This is a genomic window from Cupriavidus sp. Met-2 (assembly GCF_049843575.1).
Lineage (GTDB): Bacteria > Pseudomonadota > Gammaproteobacteria > Burkholderiales > Burkholderiaceae > Cupriavidus > Cupriavidus metallidurans.
In genome coordinates, this window is sequence record NZ_JBBHZL010000006.1 from 246,398 (window position 1) to 271,435 (window position 25,038).

Here is a 25,038-nt window from a genome sequence, read left to right on the forward strand (position 1 = left end):
TCTCACATAGCCGGAGCGTACGGTGCGAACCCTACCCCCAATGTCAACCTTGCGCGCGTTCGAGGCCACGGCCCGTACGGGCTCCGTGACCCGCGCCGCCGAAGAGCTATTTCGCACGCACGGTGCAGTCAGCCGGCAGTTGCGCCAACTGCAGGAACATGCGGGCGTGGAGCTATTCGAGCGCGAGGGGACCGGCCTGCGCCTGAACGAGCACGGCCAGGCGCTCTATGAGGTGGTACGCACGGCGCTGGACCAACTCGAACAAGGTTACGGTCGTCTGCTCGACCAAGCGCGCGGGCCGACGCTGCACGTGGCATGTAGCGCGACCTTCGCAATGCGCTGGCTGGTACCCGAATTGGTCGATTTCTATCGGCTGCGGCCCGATATCCGTATCCGGCTCTCGATGACATCGGCGCGCGAGATCCGCACCGAAGGCGCAGACGTGGTAATTGCCTGGGACCTGTCGTCGTACCCCGCCGCCGAACGGCAACGCGCGATCCCGTTGGCGCCGGTCGCCTTCGGCCCGGTCTGCGCGCCCGCCTATGCACCGGAAGTGGCCACCGGCGCGCGCATCACGCACGATTTCACATCGAGCGCTTGGGACCAGTGGGAAGCGCTGACCGGTCACCACATCGCACCCGGCGCAGGGTTGACGTTTCCGCACACGCATCTTTGCATCCAGGCCGCCCTGTCGGGGCTGGGCGTGGCGCTGATCGAACAACGGCTGATCCAGGCGGAACTGGCAGCAGGCACCCTCGTGGCACCCTTCGGATTCACCGCGTTTGGCGGCGGTCTGATGGCGGTCCCGGCCACGCGAGACGTGCCGGCCGATGCCGACGTGTTTATCGCGTGGCTGCAGCGTCGGCTATTGCCGCCGGTCGACTCTCGCGCCCCGCGACAGGCAGGACAAACCGGAGCGTAGTGCCCACCTGCCCCTCCACCAGCCGCGCCTGACTGCCGTTCAACTGGAGCATTCGCTGCACGATCAGCAGACCGAGGCCGCCGCCCCGGTGCGCGCCGCCCGATGGAAACGGCCGCTGGAACAGCGACTCGCGCAAGGCCGGCGGAATCCCCGGCCCCGTATCGCTGACCGTCACCGCCACGCTGCCATTCTGGCTGGTCAGGTCGACTTCGACAGTGCCACCCACCGGTGTATGGCGAATCGCGTTGTCGAGCAGGTTCGTCAGCACGCGTTCGATCATGCCGAGGTCGGCGGTGACGGCAGGCAGCACAGGCGGCACGCCGGCGCGCAATTGCAGATGCTTGGCCTCGGCCGGCAGGGCGAATTTCTCGAGCACGTCCTGTGTCAGGTCGACGATCGAGAATGTCTCGGGCATCGCCTGGACCATGCCGTGTTCGAGCCGCGCCAGTTCGAACAGCGACTGCGCCAGCCCGCCCACCTTGGCGCTCTGCGCCAGCGCGATGGCAAGGTAGCGCTGGCGTTCCTCGGCGCTGAGCTTGTCCGCCTTCAGCGAGAGCGTTTCCAGATACCCGTGCAGCGACGTCAGCGGTGTGCGCAAGTCGTGCGAGATATTGGCCACCATCTCGCGCCGCTCCTGATCCTGCTGCTTGAGCGCGCGCCATTGTGTCTCGATCCGGTCGGCCATCTGACGGAACGCCGTGCGTAGCGCGGCGATCTCGTCGCGCTGCATCGGCTCTTGTATCCGGTCGGCAGCTCCGGCACCCGGGATGCCGGATCTCCGCAAATCGCCGGCATCACCCGAATCAAATTGCCGGATCTCTAGCGTCAGGCGTCGCAGCGGGCGCGTGATCAGGCCGAAAGCCACCAGACCCGCCACCAGCCCGAGCGCGGCCACCAACGCCATCGACCAGAGCGTGGTCCGCATGACCGCGTCGCGCGATGCCAGCGCGGCCAGCTTGTCATGCGCCTCGCCCTGCAGCACCACGTAGATATAGCCGCCCTGCCGCAACGGCGCCGCGCTGAACACCTTCCGCCCGCTGTCGCTGCGCGGGTCGTCGCCAAAGATCGGCAGCGCCCCACCGTCGATCAGCTTCTTCACCGGCGCCAGGTTCACGTGATCGCGCACCAGGTGGCCGGCCGGCGCATCGTGCCCGCGAATGCGCCCCTGATCGTCGAGCAGATAGACCTCAACACTAGGATTCACGACCATCAACTGCCCGAAGAGCTGGCGCAATGCCTGCGGCGCGATGGCGCTCTGATCCTCCAGCAGCGCATTGCGCGCGATGTATGCGGCGAGCCCGCGCGATATGTCCTGGACCACCTCTTTCTCATGCATCGCGTTGGCCCGCACCTGCAGCCAGGCGGAGGCCCCGCAGCAGGCCAGCAACAACGCGGCGAAAACGGCGGACAGCCGTTGTGTCAGGGACAGGTTCACGATGCTTCCCCTTCGTCCTGCGCGGCGTCGGCTTGCGGATCGGCCACGAACCGATAGCCGCGCCGCCACACAGTCAGGATGCGCTTCGGCTGCGCCGGATCGACCTCGATCTTGGTGCGCAGCCGGTTGATATGCGTGTTCACCGTGTGCTCGTAACCCTCGTGCTGGTAGCCCCACACCGCGTTGAGCAAGTCCATGCGGGAGAACACCTTGTCCGGATGGCGCGCGAAGTAGTACAGCAGGTCGAACTCGCGCGGGGTCAGGTCGAGGCGCTTGCCGTCGACAGCGGCCTCTCGCGCGAGAGGATCAATGGCCAGTCCGGCCAGCTCCAGACTGCCGGCATCGGCCCGCACATCGCGCGCCATTGCCTCCACTCGACGCAGCAGCGCCTTGACGCGCGCCACCAGCTCCAGCACCGAGAACGGCTTGGCCAGATAGTCGTCGGCACCGAGTTCGAGCCCCAGGATGCGATGCACCTCGCTGGAACGCGCGCTGGTGATGATGATCGGCGTGTAGCGCGTCATCGCCCGGGCCCGGCGGCAGATCTCGAGACCATCCACGCCGGGCAGCATCAGGTCCAGCACCAGCGCATCCCAACCGCCCTGCTCCAGCAGGCGCAGCCCCTCGGCGCCATCGGCGCTATGCACGACTTCGTAGCGCTCGTCGCGCAGGTGCATGGCCAGCACGTTGGCGATACCGACATCGTCTTCGACCAGCAGGATGCGTTTGGCGTGTTCCATGGTGCGGCGGCTTGGCCCTCGGTTCTGAACTGGCTCTATTGTGCAGAAATCCGCCATTCCAGTTATCACGAATTGTTTAAGGTTTGGCGAGGACTCCGCCATGGATGGTTGCCTACCATGCGTTCAACCCATCCCGAGCACGGAGACCACCATGCGCATCACCAGACGCTTTCTGCTTTCGGGCGGCTCGCTGACCGCTACGCTTGCCGCCGTCGGCGGCTGGCGGCTGCTGGCCGCCGGCAATGCCAACGCCGCCGGAAGCGGCGCCCAATCCTTCGAAGTCACATTGAGCGATGAGGCGTGGCGCCAGAAGCTGACGCCGGCCCAGTACACGGTACTGCGCCACGAAGGCACCGAGCGCCCCTTCAGCAGCCCACTCAATGATGAGCATCGCAAGGGCGTTTTCTCGTGCGCGGGCTGCCAGCTCGACCTGTTCTCGTCGTCAACCAAGTTCGACAGCGGCACTGGTTGGCCGAGCTTCTGGGCGCCGCTGGCCAACGCAGTGGGCACCACCGAGGACCGCACGTTCGGCATGGTGCGCACGGCAGTGCATTGCCGCCGATGCGGTGGCCACCTTGGCCACGTGTTCGACGACGGCCCCAAGCCTACGGGACTGCGCTACTGCATGAACGGCGTAGCCATGACGTTCCGCCCCGTATCCGCCTGACCAGGCCCATCGCAGACCCTTCGCAGACCTATCGCGGACCCATTGCCATGCTCCTACTGATCCTCTCCTACCTGGGTGGCGCGCTCACGATCCTGAGCCCCTGCATCCTGCCCGTACTGCCGTTCGTGTTCGCGCGCGCCGATCAACCATTCGCGCGCAGCGGCCTGCCTCTGCTGGCCGGCATGGGCCTCACCTTCGCCGGCGTGGCCACGCTCGCCGCGGTCGGTGGCGGCTGGGTCGCTCAAGCCAACCAGTATGGCCGCTGGCTCGCCATCGCCCTACTGGCCGTGTTCGGACTGACGCTGCTGCTGCCCCGGCTTGCCGAACGCCTGATGCGGCCGCTGGTGAATGCCGGTAGCCGGCTGTCAAACTTCGCGCAGGCCGACGGCAAGCCTGCCAGCCCTGCATCGTCGTTCCTGCTCGGCATTGCCACCGGCCTGCTGTGGGCGCCATGCGCGGGCCCGATCCTCGGCCTCGTGCTGACCGGCGCCGCTCTTCAGGGTGCAAGCCTGGGCACCACGCTGCTGCTGTTGGCCTACGCCGCAGGCGCGGCCACATCGCTGGCGGTGGCTCTGTTGATCGGCGGACGCGTATTCACCGCGATGAAGCGTTCGCTCGACGCTGGCGAATGGGTTCGCCGGGGGATCGGCGTGGCGATGCTGGCCGGCGTGGCGGCAATCGCGCTCGGACTCGACACGGGCATCCTGACACACGTCTCGACCGTGGCCACCGGCGGCCTGGAGCAGCGCCTGGTCGACGCACTGGGACACAAGGACCGTAGCGGCGGCGCGATGATGGCCGCCACCAGCCTTCCAGCAGAAGGCGGAGCCATGATGATGCGAGCCGTCGACCGTCCCGCCACGCTGCCAGTGGAAGGCCAGTTCCCGGGCCTCAATGGCGCGGTGGAATGGCTCAACTCGCCGCCGCTGACTGCGGAAGCTTTGCGCGGCAAGGTCGTGCTGGTCGATTTCTGGACGTACTCGTGCATCAACTGCCTGCGCACGTTGCCCTACGTAAAGGCCTGGGCGGAGAAATACCGGGATCAAGGCCTGGTCGTCATCGGCGTCCATGCCCCCGAGTTTGCGTTCGAACGCAATATCGACAACGTCCGCAAGGCCACGAAAGATCTCGGCGTGACCTATCCGGTGGCCATCGACAATAACTACGCGATCTGGCGCGCGTTCAACAACAACTACTGGCCGGCGCATTACTTCATCGACGCCCAGGGACGCGTGCGCTTCCATCATTTCGGCGAAGGCGAATACGAGAAATCGGAAGCCGTGATCCGGCAACTGCTGGCCGAAGCGGGGCACGCGGACGTGACGAAGGTGGCAATGACCGCGGACAACGCCATGCACGGCGTGGAGATGCCCGCCGATGCCAGCACGCTGCGTTCGCAGGAAACCTATGTGGGCTACGCCCGTGCCGAGAACTTCGCGTCTCCGGGTGGCGCCAGGCCGGATCAATCGAAGGATTACGCTGCGCCGGCCCACCCCACGCTCAATGAGTGGGGCCTGGCGGGCAACTGGAAGGTTGGCGAGGAACAGGCAACGCTGGAACAGGCCAGTGGGAAGATCGTCTATCGCTTCCACGCCCGCGACCTGCACCTGGTGCTCGGCCCGGCTGCGGACGGCAAGCCAGTGCGCTTCCGCGTGACGATCGACGGCAAGGTCCCGGGCGCATCGCACGGCACCGATGTCGCCGCGGATGGCAGCGGGACCGTCACCGGACAGCGCCTGTATCAACTCGTACGCCAGCAAGGCGACGTCGCCGATCGCACGTTCGCCATCGAATTCCTCGACCCCGGCGTGCAGGCCTATGCGTTCACGTTCGGCTGATCTACGCTTCCTTCAAGGAGTCTGACCATGGATGCCATGACAACACTGCAACGCTGGACCCGCCCCACCGCGCTGAAGCTCGCAAGCTTGGCCGTGCTGATGGTGGCGGCCGCAATGTGGGAGCTACCCGCGATCTCGGCCGAGGCCGCCGTGAAGATCCCCGCGCCGGCCGTCGACGAAAAAGCCGGCACGAGCCATACCGAGACCGCGGTATTCGCCGGTGGATGCTTCTGGGGCGTGCAAGGCGTGTTCCAACATGTCCGCGGCGTTACACGGGTAACGTCCGGTTACTCTGGCGGCTCGGCCAACAACGCCCAATACGAGATGGTGGGCACCGGCATGACCGGACACGCGGAGTCGGTCGAAATCCGCTACGACCCCACCCAGATCAGCTACGGCAAGCTGCTGCAGATCTTCTTCTCGGTCGCGCACAATCCTACGCAACTGAACTATCAGGGGCCCGATCACGGTACGCAGTACCGCTCGGCGATCTTCCCGCGCTCGCCGGTGCAACGCTCGATTGCCGAGGCGTATATCACCCAGCTCGACACGTCGAAAGCGTACCGCGCGCCGATCGTCACGCGCGTCGAGGATTACAAGGGGTTCTTTCCGGCCGAGAACTATCACCAGGATTTTCTCGTCAAGAATCCGAGCTATCCGTACATCGTCATCAATGACCTGCCGAAGATCGGCAATCTGAAAACGATGTTCCCGGACGTGTATCGGAATGATGCGGTGCTGGTATCGAAGGGAGGTTGAAGCGATCGGTGAGAGATGGCGCCAGGGTCAACCCAGCACCTTGACCGCTATCGTCAGGAACCAGCCCGCAGCCAGGCAAGCCCCCACCCATCCAAAACCAATCAGAAATATGTCTCGCCAGTTCATCCGTCCCTACTCCGACAGCGCAAGCTGCCGTGTCGATGCAATGGGGAAAGGCTAGTCGATGACAGGGTGAGAACCTATGTCCGAAATGTAAGGAAGGATTGCAGCGTGCTGCGCTTATTTCGGACAGCGTTACAAGATGAAAGAAAGCGAAAGGCCTGACAGGTTTCCCGTCAGGCCTTTCGCTTTCCATCTGGGGTAAGAGGTGTTCCTACCCCGCATTCTTGCCGCTCGCATTTACAACGCGAGTGCCGGCATCGTGTTTCCTTCGGAAACAGGGGCCAACATCAGTTGGCAGCCCTTGCCGCAAATCGCCGAACGGAAGTCACTCCTTGACGCGTGCAGGATTGCCAACGACCACCGCGCCAGGCGGAACGTCTTTGGTAACCACGGCGCCCATGCCGACGATTGCACCTTTACCAATGCGCAGCGGCTTTTCAGGCGTCCCCTGCTTGATCACCGCGCCTGTACCGACATACACGTCATCCTCAAGGATCACATTACCGTTCACGCAGGCCTTGGGTGCCAGCGTCACGAAGTCACCGACCACACAATCATGCGCCACGTAGGAATAGATGTTTGCGTGGAAGTGACGTCCAATCCTGACGTTGGACGTCACCATGGAGAAATCGCAGAAAATGGCGCCATCGCCAAGACTGACCTCATCGAGGAATCTGGCCGACGGTGCGCTGACGCTCGCGAACTTCAGGCCCGCCGCCTCGCACTTGGCAACAATCGCCCGGCGCACGGTGCTGGAGCCAACCGCAACAACTACCAAGCGATCGGATTGCTTCGACTGAAGCTCGTCAAAGGAAATAACGTGAATCCCGTTCTTGATGGTCCCGATGTTGGAGACATCATCGTCTACAAAAACAACGGCCTCATTCAAAGTGCCAGAACCAATGCGACGTGCTGTATCTCTGGCAATAGGAGCGACTTCTCGACCGAATCCGCTGCAGCCGTAAATGGCGATACGCATAGGTACTCTCCTCTGTTTTTCTGGACGTGCGTTTTTAGCATACTGAAGCCAGCCTGTCGACGGCGCTATTGACTCTCAGATTCCAAACCTTCCATTTGCGGGACCGACAGCAACAAATGACAAAAAGGCCTGACAGGAAACCTGTCAGGCCTTTCATTTTCTGGTCGGGGCGAGAGGATTTGAACCTCCGACCACCTGCACCCCATGCAGGTACGCTACCAGGCTGCGCTACGCCCCGAAGAAGGGAGAGTATATCACCGTCAATTCGACAATGGCTAGTAGTTCCAAGCCAATTTATTGGTGCCGTGCGATCTCTTTCAATTGCGCCAGCAGGTGCTGCACTTCGACCAGGTCGTTGCGCAGCGCATTCAGGTCAACAGAAAGCACAGGTGTTTCCTCCACGGCAACCTGAACCTCACTGGGCTCGGCACCCCCAGCGACGCCAGCGCCGTGATGGCGCCCTTCGTCGAGCCGGTTGCGCGCGCCGTTGATCGTGAAGCCTTGCTCGTACAGCAGATCGCGAATCCGGCGAATCAGCAGGACTTCGTGATGCTGGTAGTAACGGCGATTGCCGCGTCGCTTCACGGGCTTGAGCTGGGTGAATTCCTGTTCCCAGTAGCGCAGCACATGCGGCTTGACGGCGCAGAGCTCGCTGACCTCACCGATTGTGAAGTAGCGTTTTGCGGGAATCGGCGGCAGCGCGACGCGCTCGCTGGATTTTTCCGTCATGCGTTGGGTAGTCTGATGTCAGGCCGTGGACCAGAGCCGGTTGGCTCGGTTGGACGCGAACTGCGCGCGGCATTGCAGCATACAGACTGCAATCGCCGCGGGCAATCACCCGGTTGCGCGTCGTTACAGATGTGTGGCTGCCGCGACGATACTGCCCGTGCGGCACATGCCCTCGCGCGTCAGGCTTCCAGGCCCGCGCGCTCCTCCACCTGTGCCTTGAGCTTTTGGCTGGCGTGGAACGTCACCACACGGCGCGCCGTGATCGGGATGATCTCTCCCGTCTTGGGGTTGCGGCCGGGACGTTGCGCCTTGTCGCGCAACTGGAAGTTGCCGAAGCCTGACAGCTTGACGCTGTCGCCGCGCTCCAACGCTTCTCGAATCACGTCGAAGAACGCTTCGACCATGTCTTTCGATTCGCGCTTGTTCAGGCCAACCTGATCGAACAGCATCTCTGCAAGTTCGGCTTTAGTCAGGGTAGGCACCTCGGCGGCACGGGCTTCCGGCGATGCGTCGTCGAGGGAGGCAGCGTGCCGGTCGCTTGCATCGCCCAGGTCTGCAGCATTCATGGAAATCGTGTCTCGATCGTTCATCCTAGATCGCTCTGTAAAATCTGCCGCGATCCGCCCGGGGGCTGTGCCCGGGCGCTCCAATTGAAGGTGGACTGCCTGATTCGCTTAAGCGCGCAGGCGGGCGTCGAAGCCTGCCGTCAGCGCGTCGATCATGCAGCGCACCGCACTGTCGACTGTCTCGTCCTGGAGGGTCGACCCAGTATCTTGCAACGTTACGCGGAACGCAAGGCTTTTCTCGTCAGCGCCAATGGCCGCCGACGCGGCCTTCGGCCGGAACTCGTCGAACAGCACGAGGCTCTGGACGAAATGGCCGAAGCCGCCCTTGTCCAGCGCCGCGCGCATGGCGTCCAGCATGTCTTGCGCACGCAGCGACTGCTTCACGACCACAGCCAGATCGCGAACCGCGGCCGGGAACTTCGAAATCTCCGTGTACACCGGCAGACCTACACCGCGCAGCGCGTCAAGTTCGAGTTCGAACAGCACCGGCGCCTGCGTCAGCTCGTACTTCTGCAGCCAGCGAGGATGGAGTTCACCTACCACGCCGACAGCCTTGCCATCGACGATCACACGCGCGGCGCGACCCGGGTGCAGCGCGGGATGCGCCACTGGTTCGAAGCGCGGCACGCGCGGGTGGAACAGCGCTTCCACATCGCCCTTGATGTCGAAGAAATCGACCGGACGCGTGGCCACGCCCCACTGCTCATCGAACGCCGGGCCGTAGGCGATACCAGCAGCCATCATCGGCTGGTGGTAGCCGGCAACAGTCAGGCCGCCGTCGACCACCTTCGGATCGCGGTGGAACACGCGGCCCACCTCGAACAGGCGCACGCGCGAAGCCTTGCGGTTAAGGTTGTAGCGAACCTTGTCGAGCAGACCACCGATCATCGTGGAACGCATCACGGCCAGTTGGCTCGCAATCGGATTCAGCAGCCGGATCGGGTTGTTGTTGTCCGCGAAGTCCTGCTCCCACTGCTCTTCCACGAAGGCGAAGTTGATCACCTCGTTGAAGTCGCGCGCGGCCAGCGCGTGGCGCACCACGTGTTGCGAGCGGCGGCCTTCGTTGGTCGGACGCATTTCGCTTTCGGCCACAGGCGGGCGGGCCGGAATACGCTCGAAGCCATAGATACGCGCGACTTCCTCGATCAGGTCTTCCTCGATCTCGATGTCGAAGCGATAGCTCGGCGGCGTGACTTCGAACACCTCGCCTTCGTCGCCTTGCGAGCGCGTGAACGACAGGTTCAGGCGCTGGAAGACGTCAGCGATCTCCGCCGACGACAGTTCGATACCCAGCACGCGCTCGGCACGCGCCACGCGCAGCTTCACGGGCTGGCGCTGCGGCACATTGACGGTCTGGTCGTCCACCGGGCCGGCCTGACCACCGCAGATGTCGAGAATCAGCGCGGTGATGCGTTCGATATGCTCGACGGTGGTGGCGTAGTCCACGCCACGCTCGAAACGATGCGCGGCATCGGTCGAGAAGTTGTAGCGGCGCGCGCGGCCCTGGATGGCGTTGGGCCACCAGAATGCGGCTTCCAGGTAGATATTGGTCGTGTCGAGCGAAACGGCAGTGCTGTCGCCGCCCATGATGCCGGCCAGGCTCTCGATCTCCTTGTCGTCGGAAATCACGCCCACCTGCTCGTCCACCTCGACGGTATTGCCGTTGAGCAGCTTGAGCTGTTCGCCCTTGCGGCCCCAGCGCACATCCAGGCCGCCGTGGATCTTGTCCAGATCGAACACATGCGACGGACGGCCTAACTCGAGCATCACGTAGTTCGAGATGTCGACCAACGCCGAGATACTGCGCTGCCCCGAGCGCTCCAGACGCTGCACCATCCATGCAGGCGTGGCCGCGCGTGCGTTCACGCCGCGGATGATCCGGCCCGAGAAGCGGCCGCACAGGTCCGGCGAGGAGATCTTGACGGGCAGCTTGTCCTGGATCGTCACGGCTACTGGCGACATGTCCGGCAGCGTCAGCGCGGCGCCGGTCAGCGCCGACACTTCGCGCGCAACACCATGGATCGACAGGCAGTCGGCCTTGTTCGGCGTCAGCTTGATCGTGAAGACCTGATCATCGAGATCAAGGTACTGGCGAATGTCCTGACCCACCGGCGCGTCGTCCGGCAGGACCAGCAGGCCACCGTGATCTTCGGACAGCTTCAGTTCGCGTGCCGAGCACAACATGCCAAAGCTATCCACGCCGCGCAGCTTGCCGACCTTGATCTCGAACGGCTTGCCGCCCTCTTCGCCCGGCGGCAGCACTGCGCCGACCAGCGCGCACGGCACAACGATGCCGGGCGTGACGTTGGGTGCGCCGCAAACGATCTGCAGCGTTTCGCCGGTGCCGGCATCCACCTGGCACACGTTCAGGCGGTCGGCGTTGGGATGGCGTTCGGTGGCCAGCACGCGGGCCACCACGATCTTCGTGAACGGCGGCGCAACGGGGCCCACTTCTTCCACTTCGAGCCCGGCCATGGTCAGGCTGTGCGACAGCGCGTCGGTGGAGATCTTTTCAGGGTTGGCGAACGTGCGAAGCCAGGATTCCGAGAATTGCATGGCGCTTCTGATCCGGTAGGTATTCTGAGTTGTCTGGGACGTTGGAGCTGCGTTATTGCTTCGGGCGGTACGCCATATCAGGCGAACTGGCGCAGGAAGCGCACATCGCCTTCGAAGAACAGTCGCAGGTCATTGATGCCATAGCGCAGCATCGTCAGGCGCTCGAGGCCGGAGCCGAACGCAAAGCCGATGTAGCGCTCGGGATCGAGGCCCATATTGCGCAGCACGTTGGGGTGCACCTGGCCCGAGCCGGAGATTTCCAGCCACTTGCCGTTGCCGAACGCCATGTCGATTTCAGCCGACGGCTCGGTGAACGGGAAGTACGACGGACGGAAGCGCACCTGGATATCGTCGCGCTCGAAGAACTTGCGCAGGAAATCGGTGTAGACGCCCTTCAGGTCGGCAAAGCTCACGTTATCGCCAATCCACAGACCTTCCACCTGATTGAACATCGGCGAGTGCGTGGCATCGCTGTCCACGCGGTACGTGCGGCCCGGGCAGATCACCTTGATCGGCGGCATGGCCCGGCCGGCGTACTTCTCGACGTGCATGCGCGCGTAACGCACCTGCATCGGGCTGGTGTGGGTACGCAGCAGCAGGAGCTTGTCGTCGCTGTCGCGGCCGTCCACATAGAACGTGTCCTGCATCGAACGCGCCGGATGGTTGTCCGGGTTGTTCAGCGCGGTGAAGTTCATCCAGTCGGTTTCGATTTCAGGGCCGTCGGCCACGTCGAAACCGATCGAGCCGAAGATCTGCTCGACGCGCTCCCAGGTACGCATCACCGGATGCACGCTGCCACGCGCAACAGAGCGGCCGGGCAGCGTCACGTCGATAGCTTCCGCGGCCAGACGCGCGTTCATCAGCGCATCGGCCAGCGCCTGGCGGCGGGCCTGCAGCGCGGCTTCCACCTGCTGCTTGACCTGATTGATACGCGCACCTTCGGTCTTGCGCGCGTCCGGGTCCAGCTTGCCGAGGCCCTTGAGCAGCTCGGTCAGCGCACCGGTCTTACCCAGAAAGCGGGCCTTTTCGTTTTCCAGCGTGGCGTTGTCGTTGGCGGCGGCGAAAGCAGCCTGGGCGTCGGCGACGACTTGATCCAGATCCAGGGACATGGCGGCAATACGTAGACAAATACGTGGAAAGGTTGACACTGCACGCGGCAATGCGCGTGCGGCGCATCTATTTCGAATGCCGTCTCGGATCGCTCCGATCGACACGGCATTCGAAATAAAAACGGGGCTCGGTGAGGAGCCCCGTTTCAGCAGACCTTGCGGTCGGTGCTTGCCCGGAAGCGCGATCTAGGCGCTTCCGCAGCCGGCATCAGGCAACGGTGGCTTTCACCTGGTTGACGATGGCGGCAAAGGCAGGCTTGTCGTGGATAGCCATGTCCGACAGCACCTTGCGGTCCAGTTCAATCGAAGCCTTCTTCAGGCCGTTCATGAACACGCTGTAGGTCATGCCATGCTCACGCGTAGCAGCGTTGATACGTGCAATCCAGAGCGCGCGGAACACGCGCTTCTTGTTGCGACGATCGCGGTAGGCGTACTGACCAGCACGCATGACCGCCTGCTTGGCGATGCGATAGACATTATTACGACGGCCGCGGTAACCCTTGGCAGCGTCGATGACTTTCTTGTGACGGGCCCGTGCAGTAACCCCACGCTTGACTCGAGGCATATAAAACTCCTTTCGTTATCGTTTGAGGTTATGCGTAAGGCATCATTGCGCGAACGGACTTCAGGTTCGTCTCATGGACGTCCTGGGTGCCGCGCAGTTGACGCTTGTTCTTGGTGGTCTTCTTGGTCAGGATGTGACGCTTGAAGGCCTGGCCGCGCTTGAACGAACCGTTCGGGCGCGCAGTAAAGCGCTTGGAGGCGCTTTTCTTGGTCTTCATCTTAGGCATGAAAAACTCCAGCTCTATGACATGCATACAGGTGGACGGCTGACGCCGTCACTTGCAAAACCCGTATCCACTTGTTTTTGTACGCAGCACACGAAGCGCCGCGCACGGTTTCCGCACAGGACGACGCCGGGATGCACATGGCACCCCGGCCGCCACCCCGCACAAGAATCACTTCTTCTTCTTGGGGGCCAGCACCATCACCATCTGGCGACCTTCCATCTTCGGCATCTGCTCGACCTGACCCAGTTCCTCCAGGTCAGCCTTCAGACGCTCGAGCACGCGCGCGCCGATTTCCTGGTGGGCCATTTCACGGCCACGGAAGCGCAACGTGATCTTGGTCTTGTCACCCTCTTCCAGGAAGCGTCGCAAGTTGCGCAGCTTGACGTTGTAGTCGCCATCATCCGTGCCAGGACGGAATTTCACTTCCTTGACCTGGATGATTTTCTGCTTGAGCTTGGCCTCGTGGGCGCGCTTGGCTTCCTCGTACTTGAACTTGCCGTAGTCCATGATGCGGGCCACGGGCGGAGTCGCGTTGGGCGCGATCTCCACGAGATCCAAGTCCTTGTCCTCGGCCAGGCGCAGTGCGTCCATGAATTTGACGATGCCGAGCTGCTCGTTATCAACCCCTACCAAGCGCAGCTCAGGCGCGCTGATTTCCCGGTTGATACGGTGACCTTTGTCTGTAGCGATGTTCCGTTACCTCAAGAAGACAAAAAAACAAGCCGTGCTCGACACCCTCAGGCTTTGCTGGAAACGTCCTGTTGCAGACGCTCCACAAACGCGGAAACAGGCATGACACCCAGATCCACGTTGCCACGGGCACGCACGGCCACTTGATTGGCATCCCGCTCCTTGTCGCCAATTACCAGCAGGTAAGGGATCTTCTGGAGGGAATGCTCGCGAATTTTATACGTAATTTTCTCGTTACGCAAATCCGCCTTGGCCCTAAACCCTTGTTTTTGCAAGAGTTGCACAACGTTTTCAGCATATTCCGACTGGGATTCGGCGATATTCATCACCACCACCTGCTCTGGAGCCAGCCAGGCCGGCAGCGCACCCGCGTGGTTTTCCAGCAAGATACCCAGGAAGCGCTCGAACGAACCAAGGATCGCGCGGTGCAGCATGACCGGTCGCTTCCGGGAATTATCCTCGGAGACGTACTCGGCGCCCAGGCGCTCCGGCAGCACCAGATCGAGCTGCAGCGTGCCGCACTGCCACGAGCGGCCGATTGCATCCTTGATGTGGTACTCGACCTTCGGGCCGTAGAAAGCACCCTCGCCCGGCAGCTCCTCCCACTCCACGCCACAGGCACGCAGCGCCAGGCGCAGGCCATCCTCGGCGTGATCCCAGACCGCGTCCGAACCCGCGCGCTTTTCCGGGCGCAGCGACAGCTTCACCGCGACATCCTTGAAGCCAAAGTCGTCATAGATCGAGAACGCGAGTTCGTTGAAGGCCTTGGCCTCCTCGACGATCTGCTCTTCCGTGCAGAAAATATGCGCATCATCCTGCACAAAACCTCGCACACGCATCAGCCCGTGCAACGCTCCCGAGGGCTCGTTGCGATGGCACGCACCGAATTCGGCAAGACGCAGCGGCAGGTCGCGGTACGAGCGCAGGCCGTGGTTGAAGATCTGCACATGGCCCGGGCAGTTCATCGGCTTGATCGCGTAATCGCGCTTCTCCGACTCCGTGACAAACATGTTCTCTTTATAGTTGTCCCAGTGGCCGGAACGCTCCCAGAGCGAACGATCCATCACCTGCGGCGTGCGCACTTCCTCATAGCCGGCCTGACCCAGACGGCCGCGCATGTATTGCTCGACGGCCTGCCACACCTGCCAGCCCTTCGGGTGCCAGAACACCATGCCAGGCGCCTCTTCCTGCAGATGGAACAGGTCAAGTGTCTTGCCCAGGCGGCGGTGATCGCGCTTCTCAGCCTCCTCCAGCATATGCAGGTAGGCGTCCTGGTCTTCCTTCTTCGCCCAGGCCGTACCGTAGATACGCTGGAGCATCTCGTTGTTCGAGTCGCCGCGCCAGTAGGCACCGGCCACCTTCATCAGCTTGAAGACCTTGAGCTTTCCCGTGGACGGTACGTGCGGGCCACGGCACAGGTCGACGAAGCTGCCTTCGCGATAGAGGCCGATCTCCTGATCCGCGGGAATCGACGCAATGATCTCGGCCTTGTACTTCTCGCCCATCGACTCGAACAGGGCCACCGCCTCATCGCGATTCCATACCTCGCGCGACACCTTCTCGTCCTTGCGGGCGAGTTCCGTCATCTTCTTTTCGATGGCGGCAAGGTCTTCCGGCGTGAAGGGACGCTTGTACGAGAAGTCGTAGTAGAAGCCGTTGTCAATGACCGGACCGATCGTGACCTGCGCGTCGGGATACAGCTCCTTGACAGCGTAGGCCAGCAAGTGAGCCGTCGAGTGACGAATCACGTCGACGCCATCTGCATCCTTGTCCGTGACGATGGACAGCGACGCATCCTGGTCGATCCTGAAGCTCGTATCGACCATGCGACCATCGACCTTGCCGGCGAGCGCTGCTTTGGCCAGTCCGGAGCCAATGCTCTGCGCCACTTCGGCCACCGTGACGGGGCCGGGATACTCACGACGGGAACCGTCTGGCAGCGTGATTACGATCATCTTGCACCTCTCGAGGATTCCGCTGCACCGGCCTTCAGGCGATGTGGCGAGCGGAGCATAGCTTCTTTTGTGGCGCCGGCCCATCCAATCGCCTCAACGGCTATAGGACACGACCAGCAACGAATCTTTCTGGCTGCCTCACGGCGAGCGACGAGGCAGCTTACCGGATGCTGGAAAACGACAGACGAAAAAAAACGCGGCCAAGGCCGCGTTTTTCTGTGTTTCCCCGTATCACACACTACGGGTCGAAGGCGCACCTCGACTACTGTCGCTAACCAGCGGTAGTAGTTCGAGTTGTCTTGCTCATGATGCGTTTCCGTTCCTTGGAAGGTTATTCGGATCTGCCAGCGCCAGCCTTCGATTGCCGACGGGTGCTACGTTTTACTGCATGTTCGTTGGTAGGCTCGATTGGACTCGAACCAACGACCCCCACCATGTCAAGGTGGTGCTCTAACCAGCTGAGCTACGAGCCTAGCGAAGCTGCAAGTATAACCTTATTTTCGTTTCGCGTGCAACACCCCCTGCACTTCTTCGATCAGGGAAATCGCACGCTGAAGTTGCGTGGCCTCGGCGACCTCCGCCGTGAACTGCATTCGAGCGACACCCTTGCTCGACAGCGTCTTCACACCCGTGACGTTGATCTTTTCGCGCGAAAGCACTTCGGAAATATCGCGCAGCAAGCCTTGCCGGTCGATCGCCTCCACCTGGATGTCCACGGGATACACGGCATCGCTGCGCTTGCCCCACTCCGTCTGGATCACCCGCTCGGGGTCTCGCGTCGACAGTTGCTGGAACGTGTGGCAGTTGCGTCGATGGATCGACACACCCCGACCACGAGTCACGAAGCCAACGATATCGTCCGGCGGCGCCGGCTTGCAGCAGCGAGACATTTGGGTCATCAGCGAATCGACGCCCACCACGAGCACGCCACTCTTGGCGCCGCGCGCCACGCTGGTGGCGCGACTCTTCTTGGTAACGGCCTCTTCCTCGCTGAACTGCGGCTGCACTTCCCCGTCCGGATGCCGCAGCGCCTGCTCCACGTGGCGCAGGCTGAACTCTTCCTTCGCCACCGCCGCGAACAGATCATCGGGTGTCTTGAAGTTGAGTCGGGTGGCGAGATCGTCGAGATTGACCGCCGTCTTCCCCTCGCGCTGCAACGTCTTTTCGATCAGGGCGCGCCCTTGGGCAATCGTCTCCTGAGAGTCGAGTGCATTGAACCATGCACGCACCTTGGCGCGCGCGCGGCTGCTGGCCAGGTAGCCCAGCTCGGGGTTCAGCCAGTCACGCGATGGCCCACCCTGCTTGACCGCCACGATCTCCACGGTCTGCCCGTTCTTGAGCGGCGTGTTGAGCGGCACCATCGCGCCATCGACGCGCGCACCGCGGCAACGATGACCGAGGTCACTATGCAGGTAGTAGGCAAAATCCACCGGCGTGGCGCCCTGGGGCAACGCCACCACACGCGCCTGCGGCGTCAGCACATAGATGTGGTCGTCGATTGCTGCGTGCTTGAGCTGCTCCCACGGCGAATCCTCGTGCGTGACCGTATGATCGGCATCATCCTTCCACGCCAGCAGTTGCCGCAGCCACGCGATTTTCTCGTCGTAGCTGTTGTCCGCCGTGAACTGACCGCTATAGCCCTTGCCACCCGCCTCCTTGTAGCGCCAGTGCGCCGCCACGCCGTACTCGGCGAAGTGGTGCATCTCGTGCGTACGGATCTGCACCTCGAACGCTCGGCCATCGTCGCCGATCACCACCGTGTGCAGGGATTTGTAGCCATTCGCCTTCGGCCGCGAAATGTAGTCGTCGAACTCGCGCGGAATCGGTTGCCAGATGTGGTGCACGATACCGAGCACCGTATAGCAGTCCTTGATGTCGTCGACGATCACGCGGAAGGCGCGCACGTCGTAGAGATCGGCGAAATCGAGCGCCTTGCCCCGCATCTTCTTCCAGATGCTGTAGATGTGCTTGGGTCGCCCGGTCACTTCGGCGCGAATGCCCGCCGCCGCCAGCTCGGACTGCAGCCGCGCAATCGCCTGCGAGATATAGCCCTCTCGCTCGATGCGTTTTTCGTCGAGCAGCTTGGCGATGCGCTTGTAGGTCTCGGGCTGCTCGAAGCGGAAGGCCAGATCCTCGAGCTCCCACTTCATCTGCCAGATACCCAGCCGGTTCGCCAGCGGCGCGTAGATATCAAGAGTTTCGCGCGCCACGCCTGGCAGCGGCTGGCTCTTGGTCTGCGCCAGCCAGCGCAACGTCTGCAGACGCGAAGCCAGCCGCACCAGCACCACACGGATGTCCTGCGCGAAGGCCAGCAGCATCTTGCGCAGCGCCTCCACCTGCTCCTGCCGCGCCGCCGCCTGCGACTTCGACGTTTCGACGGCCTCGGCCTGCGTGGCGATCGCGCCAATCCGCAACAGTTGCCGCACGCCCTTCACCAGCCGCGCCACGTCCTCGCCGAAGCGCTCCTCGATGTGCGCCTCGACGCCGGGCACAAACGCCACCATCGGGAACAGGCACGCCGCCGCACGCGCGGCATCGTCCACGCGCAGGCCATCCAGGATACGCAGCATCCCCTCGGCGTGAGACAGCACGGTCTCGCCGGTGGGCAGTGTCGTGGGTTTCTCGCCGTCGGCCTTCTCGCGCACATACGCGAGCGCGCGCTCGACGAGCCCGGCGTCGGGCACGCCCGCGGTCTGCCCCGTCAGCTCCGTCGATGTCACCATGTCTTGCCGCCCCGCATCAGTTGAGCGCGGCCGTCACCACCACTTCGATCAGGTAGTCGGGATTGGCCAGCGCCGCCTGGACGGTGGCCCGCGGCGGTGTATTGCCTTGCGCCACCCACTCGTCCCACACCTCGTTCATCTCGCCAATGCGCGTGATGTCCGTCAGGAAGATCTGACACATCAGGATGCGTGTCTTGTCGCTGCCGGCTTCAGCCAGCAGGCGGTCGATATGGCCCAGCACCTCACGCGTCTGGCCGCGCAGGTCGGCCTTGGGGTCGACCTCGGGCACCTGGCCGGCCAGATAGACCACGCCGTTGTAGACCGCGTATTCGGACAGACGCTTGCCCACGTGGGCGCGCTTCAGGGTGTTGGTGCTCATGACAGTTTTCGTTCAGTAGCGGGGCTCAAGACCCCAGGAAAAATTGACGGGCGATGGCAATCTGCGCCGCATCGACGAAGGTCGGAGCATGACCCACATCGGGAATCTCCACGCTCGACACCTGCTTTCCGCGCGCCACCATTTCGGCCAGGATCTCGCGCATCAGCAGATCGGACTGCGCGCCGCGCACCACCAGTGTCGGCCCTTGAATGGCCTCGAACATCGCCCACAGCGCGGCCTCACCAGCCTGCATCGCCTCCGGCGTCGCGTCCTTGAACGGCACGGCCAGCGCCGGGTCGTAATGCAATCCCCATTCGAGCCCCTCGGCGCCCTGCACCGGTTTCAGGATCGCGCCATTCAACTCGCGCCACTGCTCGGGAGTATGACGGCCGAATGAAGCGCTGATCGTTTGCAGATAGGCCAACCCTTCCTCGAACGTCTTGAAGCGCACCGGCAAACCCAGATACGCACCAATCCGTTCCATCGATTGCGCGGTGATGCGCGGACCCACATCGTTGAGCAGCAGCTTGCGCACCGGCGACTTGGCCAGCCCGGCCAGCCCGATGCCGATCAGCCCGCCCATCGACGTGCCGAACCAGTCCACCTGTTCGACGTTCAGTCGCGCGATCAGCGTGACCATATCGGACACGTACTGCGGCAACACGTAGCCCCGCGGGTCGGCCAGCCAGTCGGAGCGGCCACGGCCCGCCACGTCCGGGCACACCACGCGGTACTCGTCGCTCAACGAACGTGCCAGCGCATCGAAATCACGTCCGGTACGGGTCAGGCCGTGCACGCACACCAGCACTCGCTGATTCGCGGGATCTCCCCACTCGTGATAGGCCATGCGATGCAGGCCGGCGGCACTGATGCACTGTACGAAGCCGAGGCGCGGACTGGAAGACATCTGGACTCCCTGCAATCTCGCGCCGCAGGCATGATGGCGCGAAAGGTTAAGCGATATGACTACTTCGGAAAGTACGACGGTCGAACCGGGCGGTTGAACCAAATTGCGGGCTTTTGGCCAAAGCAGGATTGTACGCTCAGCGAGTACAATGCCACAGCACATCCTGACTCGCCCAACGGAGGCATCCATGCTCAAAGGCAAGACGGCACTGGTCACTGGATCGACCAGCGGTATCGGACTCGGCATCGCCCAAGCGCTAGCCGCGCAAGGTGCGAACATCATTGTCAACGGATTCGGTGACGTGGACGGCGCAAAGGCGGAGATCGCCAAATCCGGCAGCGGCATTCAGGTTGGCTACCACGGCGCCGACATGAGCAAGGCTGCCGAGATCGAGGACATGATGCGCTATGCCGAGAAGGACTTCGGCGGCGTGGACATCCTGGTCAATAACGCAGGCATCCAGTTCGTGGCGAAGATCGAGGAATTTCCGGTCGATCGCTGGGACGCGATCATCGCCATCAATCTCACCTCCGCATTCCACACCACCCGCCTGGCCCTGCCCTCGATGAAGGCGAAGAACTGGGGGCGGGTCATCAATATCGCCTCGACCCACGGTCTCGTGGCATCGGCGGAAAAGTCGGCCTACGTGGCCGCGAAACACGGCATCGTCGGCTTCACCAAGGTCACCGCGCTCGAAACGGCGCAGACCGGCGTCACGGCCAATGCCATCTGCCCGGGCTGGGTGCTGACGCCACTGGTACAGAAGCAGGTGGAAGCCCGCGCCCAGAAGGAAGGGATTCCGGTCGAGCAAGCCAAGCGCGAACTGGTGATCGAGAAGCAGCCTTCCGGCCAGTTCGTCACGCCCGAGGAACTCGGCGCGCTGGCGGTGTTCCTGTCGAGCGAAGCCGCGCGTCAGGTGCGCGGCGCGATCTGGAACATGGACGGCGGCTGGGTGGCCCAATAAGAGAAATAGGAGTGCAGTAAATGGCAGACCGACGTAACTTCCTGCGCATCCTTGGCGCCAGTTCGCTGACGCTGGCGCCGGTGTTGGCCATGGCGCAGTCGCCGAAGCTGTTGGCCATCGACGTCTACAAAAGCCCGACTTGCGGCTGCTGCGAAGACTGGGTCAAGCATCTGCGTGCCAATGGCTTTACGGTGACCACGCACGATGTGGAGGACACTGGCGTCTATCGCACCAAGTACGGGATTCCGGACCGATTCGGCTCGTGCCACACCGGTGTCATCGCCGGCTATGGTATCGAAGGCCACGTGCCGGCAGCCGACATCAAGAAGCTGCTGGCCAGCAAGCCGCAGGCCGCTGGATTGGCCGTGCCGGGAATGCCGGTAGGATCTCCGGGCATGGAATATGGTCCGCGCAAGGACCCGTTCGACGTGCTGCTGGTGAAGGCCAATGGCGCGGCGTCGGTCTTCTCGAGCTACAACAAGGCGAAATCCTGAGGCTCGGGCGAGCCAGGCTCCGCGAACGGCAACCCTCGCCAAGAAAAAAGCCCCCGCCGGCATGAACCGGCGGGGGCTTTCTCTATTTGGCTACTGTGCGTTGGCCACCGTACCAAGCGGCCGGACCTGCGGCTCAGATCAGTTTCGTACCCGTCTTCGCCTGCACTTCCTCCCGGCTCACGCCCGGGGCGGTTTCCACCAGCTTCAGGCCTTCCGGCGTCACGTCCATCACGGCCAGGTCGGTGATGATGCGATTCACCACACCCACACCAGTCAGCGGCAGATTGCACGCCTCAAGGATCTTGATGTCCTCGGTGCCATCCTTTTTCTTGGCGGTATGCTCCATCAGCACCACCACACGACCCACGCCGGCCACGAGGTCCATCGCGCCGCCCATGCCCTTGACCATCTTGCCCGGGATCATCCAGTTGGCCAGGTCGCCGCGCTGGCTGACCTGCATGGCGCCCAGGATGGCGAGGTTGATCTTGCCGCCGCGAATCATCGCGAACGAATCGGCCGACGAGAAGATCGACGACCCGGGCAGCGTCGTCACCGTCTGCTTGCCCGCATTGATCATGTCGGCGTCCACTTCTTCCTCGGTCGGGAACGGGCCGATGCCCAGCAGGCCGTTCTCCGACTGCAGCCACACTTCCATGCCTTCCGGCACGTGGTTGGCCACCAGCGTCGGCAGGCCGATACCGAGATTCACATAGAAACCGTCCTGCAGTTCCCGGGCCGCGCGCGCGGCCATTTCATCACGTGTCCATGCCATGATCTGTCTCCTTACTTGGCACGCACGGTGCGCTGTTCGATGCGTTTTTCGGGGTTCGTGTTCAGCACGATGCGGTGCACGAAGATGCCCGGCAGGTGGACGTCGTCCGGATCGATCTCACCGGTTTCAACGATCTCTTCCACCTCGACCACCGTGATCTTTCCGGCCATTGCGCAAACCGGGTTGAAGTTGCGGGCGGTGCGGCGGAAGACCAGATTGCCTGCCTTGTCAGCCTTCTTGGCCTTGACCAGCGCCACGTCTGCCGTCAGCGAACGCTCCATCACGTATTGCTGGCCGTCGAATTCGCGGATTTCCTTGCCATCCGCGACGATCGTGCCCACGCCGGTCTTGGTGAAGAACGCCGGGATACCCGATCCGCCGGCGCGCAGCTTCTCGGCCAGCGTGCCCTGCGGCGTGAATTCGAGCTCGAGTTCGCCAGCCAGGTATTGGCGCTCGAACTCCTTGTTCTCGCCCACGTAGGACGAGATCATCTTGCGGATCTGCCGCGTGGCAAGCAGCAGGCCGAGGCCAAAACCATCGACGCCGGCATTGTTGGAGATGCAGGTAAGCTGTTTGGTGCCGCTATCGCGCAGTGCCGCGATCAGCGCTTCGGGGATGCCGCACAGACCGAAACCGCCCACGGCGATCGTCTGGCCGTCGCGTACGACGCCCGCGAGCGCCTCAGCAGCGCTGGCGTAGACCTTGTTCATTGTTTGCTCCTTCCTCGGTAGTCCCGCGCGGATGGTTCGAAGCCTTCCGACGACGTTCTTGGTCCGCCACATGGCCAACCGGCCACACGCGGAATCTGTAACGGTACAATCAGCGGTCAGGCCCCGCCGTTGCCGCCCCAAAGCATACGTCAACGCATACTGCCAACGCCATTACGTAAAAGTACATAAGGGATAATGCCGTCCATCGACTACCAGACCGCTTTCCAGCTTGCGCCCGTCGGGCTGGTGCTGTCGCGCGCCCGCATGATCGAGGATTGCAATGACGAGGTTTGCCGGATCTTCGGCACCACGCGCGATGCCCTGGTCGGCGAGTCCTTCCAGGTGCTCTACCCCACCGCCGACGAGTTCGAGCGAACCGGTGCGCGGATCGTGCCAATCATGAATGCAAAGGGGATGTACTCGGACGAGCGGATCATGAAGCGCGCCAACGGCGAGCTGTTCTGGTGCCATGTCACCGGCCGCGCGCTGGACCGGCAGGATCCACTCGGCAGCGGCATCTGGACGTTCGAAGATCTATCCCAGAAGCGGCCCGTAACAGCCGAGCTGACCGCGCGGGAGCGCGATATCGCCGCGCAGCTGGTCGAGGGCAAAACCAGCAAGCAGATCGGCAAGCTGCTGGCAATCAGCCCACGCACGGTGGACATCTACCGGGCACGTCTGATGAAGAAATATGGCGCGCATACGGCGGTGGATCTGGTCCAACGCCTTGTCAATCACTGAGGATGCGCCCCCTCTCCCGCGAGACGGGAGAGGGAACCTGCCGATTGCGGATGTAAAGCCTACGCCTCGATCAGGCGACGGATTTCGTCCGGAACCGGGACCGACTTCTCCGCCGCATAGTCGCACCACACCACCTTCGCGCCACCTTCCGCCCAGATCACGTCAGGCAGATCGGTCCGGATGATCTCCGTCCACGTTTCGAAACTCGTGCGACCGAGCTTGCCCGCGTACACGCGGCATTCGATGTCGCCGGGGTGACGAAGCTGCTTCAGGAACGTCATGCTGGCGTTGATGATGACCGGCCCATGGCCGCTGGCGTCCTTGCCGCTACGGCCCAGCGAGGCGAACCACTCGAGCCGCGCCTGCTCCATGTAGCGGAAGTAGACGGTGTTGTTGACATGACCCATGGCGTCCATGTCACCCCACCGTATCGGCATCACGAAGGTGAAGACGTGTTTCATCGGCGATTGGCGATGGACGCTTCGGCCTTGGTCACCAGATCGGCGCCAATCTGCTTCTTCCACTTGTCGTAGACCTTGGTGGTGGCCTTGCGGAAGGCATCGTGCTCGGCCGGCGTCAGGCTGGTCACCTTCACGCCGTGCTGCTCCATGTCTTTCCATGCCGGCGCGCCCGCCTCGTTCAGCCCCTTGCGGGCCAGCGCGATTTCCTGCTTGCCTGCGTCGATGGCGGCCTGCTTGACGATCTCGCGATCAGCCGGCGTCCAGCTTTCCCAGATCTGCTTGTTGACCACGAAGATCAGCGGGTCGGCCACGTAGCCCCAGGTCGTCACGAACTTCTGACCCACCGTGTAGAGCTTGGCAGCGGCGAACACGCTCTGCGGGTTCTCCTGGCCATCCACGGCGCCGGAGGCCATGGCCGGCTGCGCATCGGCCCAGCTCATCTGCGTGGGGTTGGCGCCCAGCGCGTTGAACGTCTCGATGTACAACGGCGAACCCACCACACGCAGCTTCAGACCCTTGAGGTCTTCCGGCTTGCGGATCTCGTGCTTCGAGTTCGAGACCTCGCGGAAACCGTTCTCGCCCCAGGCCAGCGGCACCACGCCCGCCTTCTCCAGCGTGGCGAAGATCGACTTGCCCACATCGCCCTGGGTCAACGAGTCCAGCGCCTTGTAGTCGGGCATCAGGAACGGGAGCGAGAACAGGTTCAGTTCCTTGACCTGCGGGGACCAGTTGATGGTGGAGCCCACGGCCATGTCGATCACGCCCTGGCGAATCGCCGAGAACTCGCGCGTCTGGTCGCCAGCCACCAGCGACGTGCCCGGATACAGCTTGATGTTGATGCGGCCATTGGTGCGCTGACGCACCAGGTCTGCCCAGATCTCGCCGCCCTTGCCCCACGGGAATGCGGGACCGAGCACCAGCGACATCTTGTATTCGGACTTGTAGGTCTGCGCCATCGCACCGGCCGGCGCAAGCGCGGCGGCGGCGATCGAAGCGGCAACGGACAGCATCAGGGCACGGCGTTTCAT

General features: G+C 63.0%; 25 protein-coding genes and 2 tRNA genes. 7 read left to right on the forward strand and 20 right to left on the reverse strand.

Annotated elements, in window-relative coordinates; genetic code table 11:
- Window positions 1-40 precede the first annotated feature (40 nt).
- Window positions 41-922 (forward strand): LysR substrate-binding domain-containing protein, encoded by an 882-nt coding sequence (locus WD006_RS15680; RefSeq protein ID WP_224445964.1) that lies wholly within the window; start codon window positions 41-43, stop codon window positions 920-922.
- Here WD006_RS15680 and WD006_RS15685 read toward each other — a convergent pair.
- Complete coding sequence (locus WD006_RS15685; RefSeq protein WP_011515954.1) at window positions 843-2,357, reverse strand: sensor histidine kinase; 1,515 nt, start codon at window positions 2,355-2,357, stop codon at window positions 843-845. The genes WD006_RS15680 and WD006_RS15685 overlap by 80 nt on opposite strands.
- Window positions 2,354-3,097, reverse strand: a complete 744-nt coding sequence (locus WD006_RS15690; protein ID WP_029308127.1) for a response regulator transcription factor — start codon at window positions 3,095-3,097, stop codon at window positions 2,354-2,356. The genes WD006_RS15685 and WD006_RS15690 overlap by 4 nt, the downstream gene beginning before the upstream one ends.
- A gap of 151 nt (window positions 3,098-3,248) precedes the next feature.
- On the opposite strand from WD006_RS15690, the gene msrB reads away from it, so the two are divergent.
- The 3 genes from msrB to msrA are packed head-to-tail and all read left to right on the forward strand — an operon-like array spanning window position 3,249 to window position 6,361.
- Window positions 3,249-3,764 carry a peptide-methionine (R)-S-oxide reductase MsrB gene (gene msrB / locus WD006_RS15695; RefSeq protein ID WP_029308128.1) on the forward strand — a complete coding sequence of 172 codons (516 nt, stop codon included), beginning with the start codon at window positions 3,249-3,251 and terminating at the stop codon, window positions 3,762-3,764.
- A gap of 47 nt (window positions 3,765-3,811) precedes the next feature.
- Entirely contained in the window at window positions 3,812-5,602 is a 1,791-nt protein-coding gene (locus WD006_RS15700; RefSeq protein ID WP_029308129.1) for a cytochrome c biogenesis protein DipZ, read from the forward strand.
- A gap of 27 nt (window positions 5,603-5,629) precedes the next feature.
- Window positions 5,630-6,361, forward strand: a complete 732-nt coding sequence (gene msrA / locus WD006_RS15705) for a peptide-methionine (S)-S-oxide reductase MsrA (protein WP_029308130.1) — start codon at window positions 5,630-5,632, stop codon at window positions 6,359-6,361.
- Between the two features lie 448 nt (window positions 6,362-6,809).
- Here the strand turns inward: msrA and WD006_RS15710 are convergent, their stop codons facing one another.
- From WD006_RS15710 to WD006_RS15775, 14 genes are all read right to left on the reverse strand, one after another.
- The gene (locus WD006_RS15710; RefSeq protein ID WP_011515949.1) at window positions 6,810-7,463 is read right to left on the reverse strand and encodes an acetyltransferase; all 654 of its coding nucleotides are present in this window, start codon (window positions 7,461-7,463) and stop codon (window positions 6,810-6,812) included.
- Between the two features lie 161 nt (window positions 7,464-7,624).
- Window positions 7,625-7,701, reverse strand: a tRNA-Pro gene (locus tag WD006_RS15715).
- 56 nt (window positions 7,702-7,757) lie between these two features.
- Complete coding sequence (locus WD006_RS15720; RefSeq protein WP_011515948.1) at window positions 7,758-8,192, reverse strand: MerR family transcriptional regulator; 435 nt, start codon at window positions 8,190-8,192, stop codon at window positions 7,758-7,760.
- Between the two features lie 179 nt (window positions 8,193-8,371).
- On the reverse strand, window positions 8,372-8,782 hold the full coding sequence (locus tag WD006_RS15725) for an integration host factor subunit alpha (protein WP_008650476.1): 411 nt from the start codon (window positions 8,780-8,782) through the stop codon (window positions 8,372-8,374).
- Window positions 8,783-8,866: 84 nt separating this feature from the next.
- Complete coding sequence (gene pheT / locus WD006_RS15730; protein ID WP_011515947.1) at window positions 8,867-11,314, reverse strand: phenylalanine--tRNA ligase subunit beta; 2,448 nt, start codon at window positions 11,312-11,314, stop codon at window positions 8,867-8,869.
- A 77-nt stretch (window positions 11,315-11,391) separates the two neighbouring features.
- Complete coding sequence (gene pheS / locus WD006_RS15735; protein WP_175582381.1) at window positions 11,392-12,417, reverse strand: phenylalanine--tRNA ligase subunit alpha; 1,026 nt, start codon at window positions 12,415-12,417, stop codon at window positions 11,392-11,394.
- Window positions 12,418-12,631: 214 nt separating this feature from the next.
- Window positions 12,632-12,988: a 50S ribosomal protein L20 gene (gene rplT / locus WD006_RS15740; protein WP_008650487.1), complete on the reverse strand. Its 357-nt coding sequence runs from the start codon at window positions 12,986-12,988 to the stop codon at window positions 12,632-12,634.
- Window positions 12,989-13,016: 28 nt separating this feature from the next.
- A complete protein-coding gene (gene rpmI, locus WD006_RS15745; protein WP_006575466.1) occupies window positions 13,017-13,214 on the reverse strand; it encodes a 50S ribosomal protein L35 in 198 nt (65 codons plus the stop codon).
- Window positions 13,215-13,382: 168 nt separating this feature from the next.
- Window positions 13,383-13,904: a translation initiation factor IF-3 gene (gene infC / locus WD006_RS15750; protein WP_080672715.1), complete on the reverse strand. Its 522-nt coding sequence runs from the start codon at window positions 13,902-13,904 to the stop codon at window positions 13,383-13,385.
- Between the two features lie 47 nt (window positions 13,905-13,951).
- Window positions 13,952-15,859: a threonine--tRNA ligase gene (gene thrS, locus WD006_RS15755; protein ID WP_029308133.1), complete on the reverse strand. Its 1,908-nt coding sequence runs from the start codon at window positions 15,857-15,859 to the stop codon at window positions 13,952-13,954.
- Between the two features lie 396 nt (window positions 15,860-16,255).
- A tRNA-Val gene (locus WD006_RS15760) sits at window positions 16,256-16,332 on the reverse strand.
- A 21-nt stretch (window positions 16,333-16,353) separates the two neighbouring features.
- Window positions 16,354-18,582 (reverse strand): RelA/SpoT family protein, encoded by a 2,229-nt coding sequence (locus WD006_RS15765; RefSeq protein WP_011515943.1) that lies wholly within the window; start codon window positions 18,580-18,582, stop codon window positions 16,354-16,356.
- Between the two features lie 16 nt (window positions 18,583-18,598).
- Entirely contained in the window at window positions 18,599-18,961 is a 363-nt protein-coding gene (locus tag WD006_RS15770; protein WP_008650501.1) for a RidA family protein, read from the reverse strand.
- A gap of 25 nt (window positions 18,962-18,986) precedes the next feature.
- Entirely contained in the window at window positions 18,987-19,868 is an 882-nt protein-coding gene (locus WD006_RS15775; protein WP_011515942.1) for an alpha/beta fold hydrolase, read from the reverse strand.
- A 187-nt stretch (window positions 19,869-20,055) separates the two neighbouring features.
- Between WD006_RS15775 and WD006_RS15780 the strand changes: the two genes are divergently transcribed.
- Window positions 20,056-20,832 carry a 3-hydroxybutyrate dehydrogenase gene (locus WD006_RS15780; RefSeq protein WP_011515941.1) on the forward strand — a complete coding sequence of 259 codons (777 nt, stop codon included), beginning with the start codon at window positions 20,056-20,058 and terminating at the stop codon, window positions 20,830-20,832.
- 20 nt (window positions 20,833-20,852) lie between these two features.
- Window positions 20,853-21,326 (forward strand): DUF411 domain-containing protein, encoded by a 474-nt coding sequence (locus WD006_RS15785; RefSeq protein WP_011515940.1) that lies wholly within the window; start codon window positions 20,853-20,855, stop codon window positions 21,324-21,326.
- 133 nt (window positions 21,327-21,459) lie between these two features.
- Here the strand turns inward: WD006_RS15785 and WD006_RS15790 are convergent, their stop codons facing one another.
- Both WD006_RS15790 and WD006_RS15795 read right to left on the reverse strand, forming a co-directional pair.
- Entirely contained in the window at window positions 21,460-22,098 is a 639-nt protein-coding gene (locus tag WD006_RS15790) for a CoA transferase subunit B (RefSeq protein WP_011515939.1), read from the reverse strand.
- Window positions 22,099-22,109: 11 nt separating this feature from the next.
- A complete protein-coding gene (locus WD006_RS15795) occupies window positions 22,110-22,808 on the reverse strand; it encodes a CoA transferase subunit A (RefSeq protein ID WP_029308134.1) in 699 nt (232 codons plus the stop codon).
- Window positions 22,809-23,003: 195 nt separating this feature from the next.
- On the opposite strand from WD006_RS15795, the gene WD006_RS15800 reads away from it, so the two are divergent.
- Window positions 23,004-23,549 (forward strand): PAS and helix-turn-helix domain-containing protein, encoded by a 546-nt coding sequence (locus WD006_RS15800; RefSeq protein WP_008650510.1) that lies wholly within the window; start codon window positions 23,004-23,006, stop codon window positions 23,547-23,549.
- Window positions 23,550-23,608: 59 nt separating this feature from the next.
- Here the strand turns inward: WD006_RS15800 and WD006_RS15805 are convergent, their stop codons facing one another.
- Both WD006_RS15805 and WD006_RS15810 read right to left on the reverse strand, forming a co-directional pair.
- Window positions 23,609-24,010, reverse strand: coding sequence for an acyl-CoA thioesterase (locus tag WD006_RS15805; RefSeq protein WP_011515938.1), 402 nt, complete (start codon window positions 24,008-24,010; stop codon window positions 23,609-23,611).
- Complete coding sequence (locus WD006_RS15810; protein WP_011515937.1) at window positions 24,007-25,038, reverse strand: DctP family TRAP transporter solute-binding subunit; 1,032 nt, start codon at window positions 25,036-25,038, stop codon at window positions 24,007-24,009. The genes WD006_RS15805 and WD006_RS15810 overlap by 4 nt, the downstream gene beginning before the upstream one ends.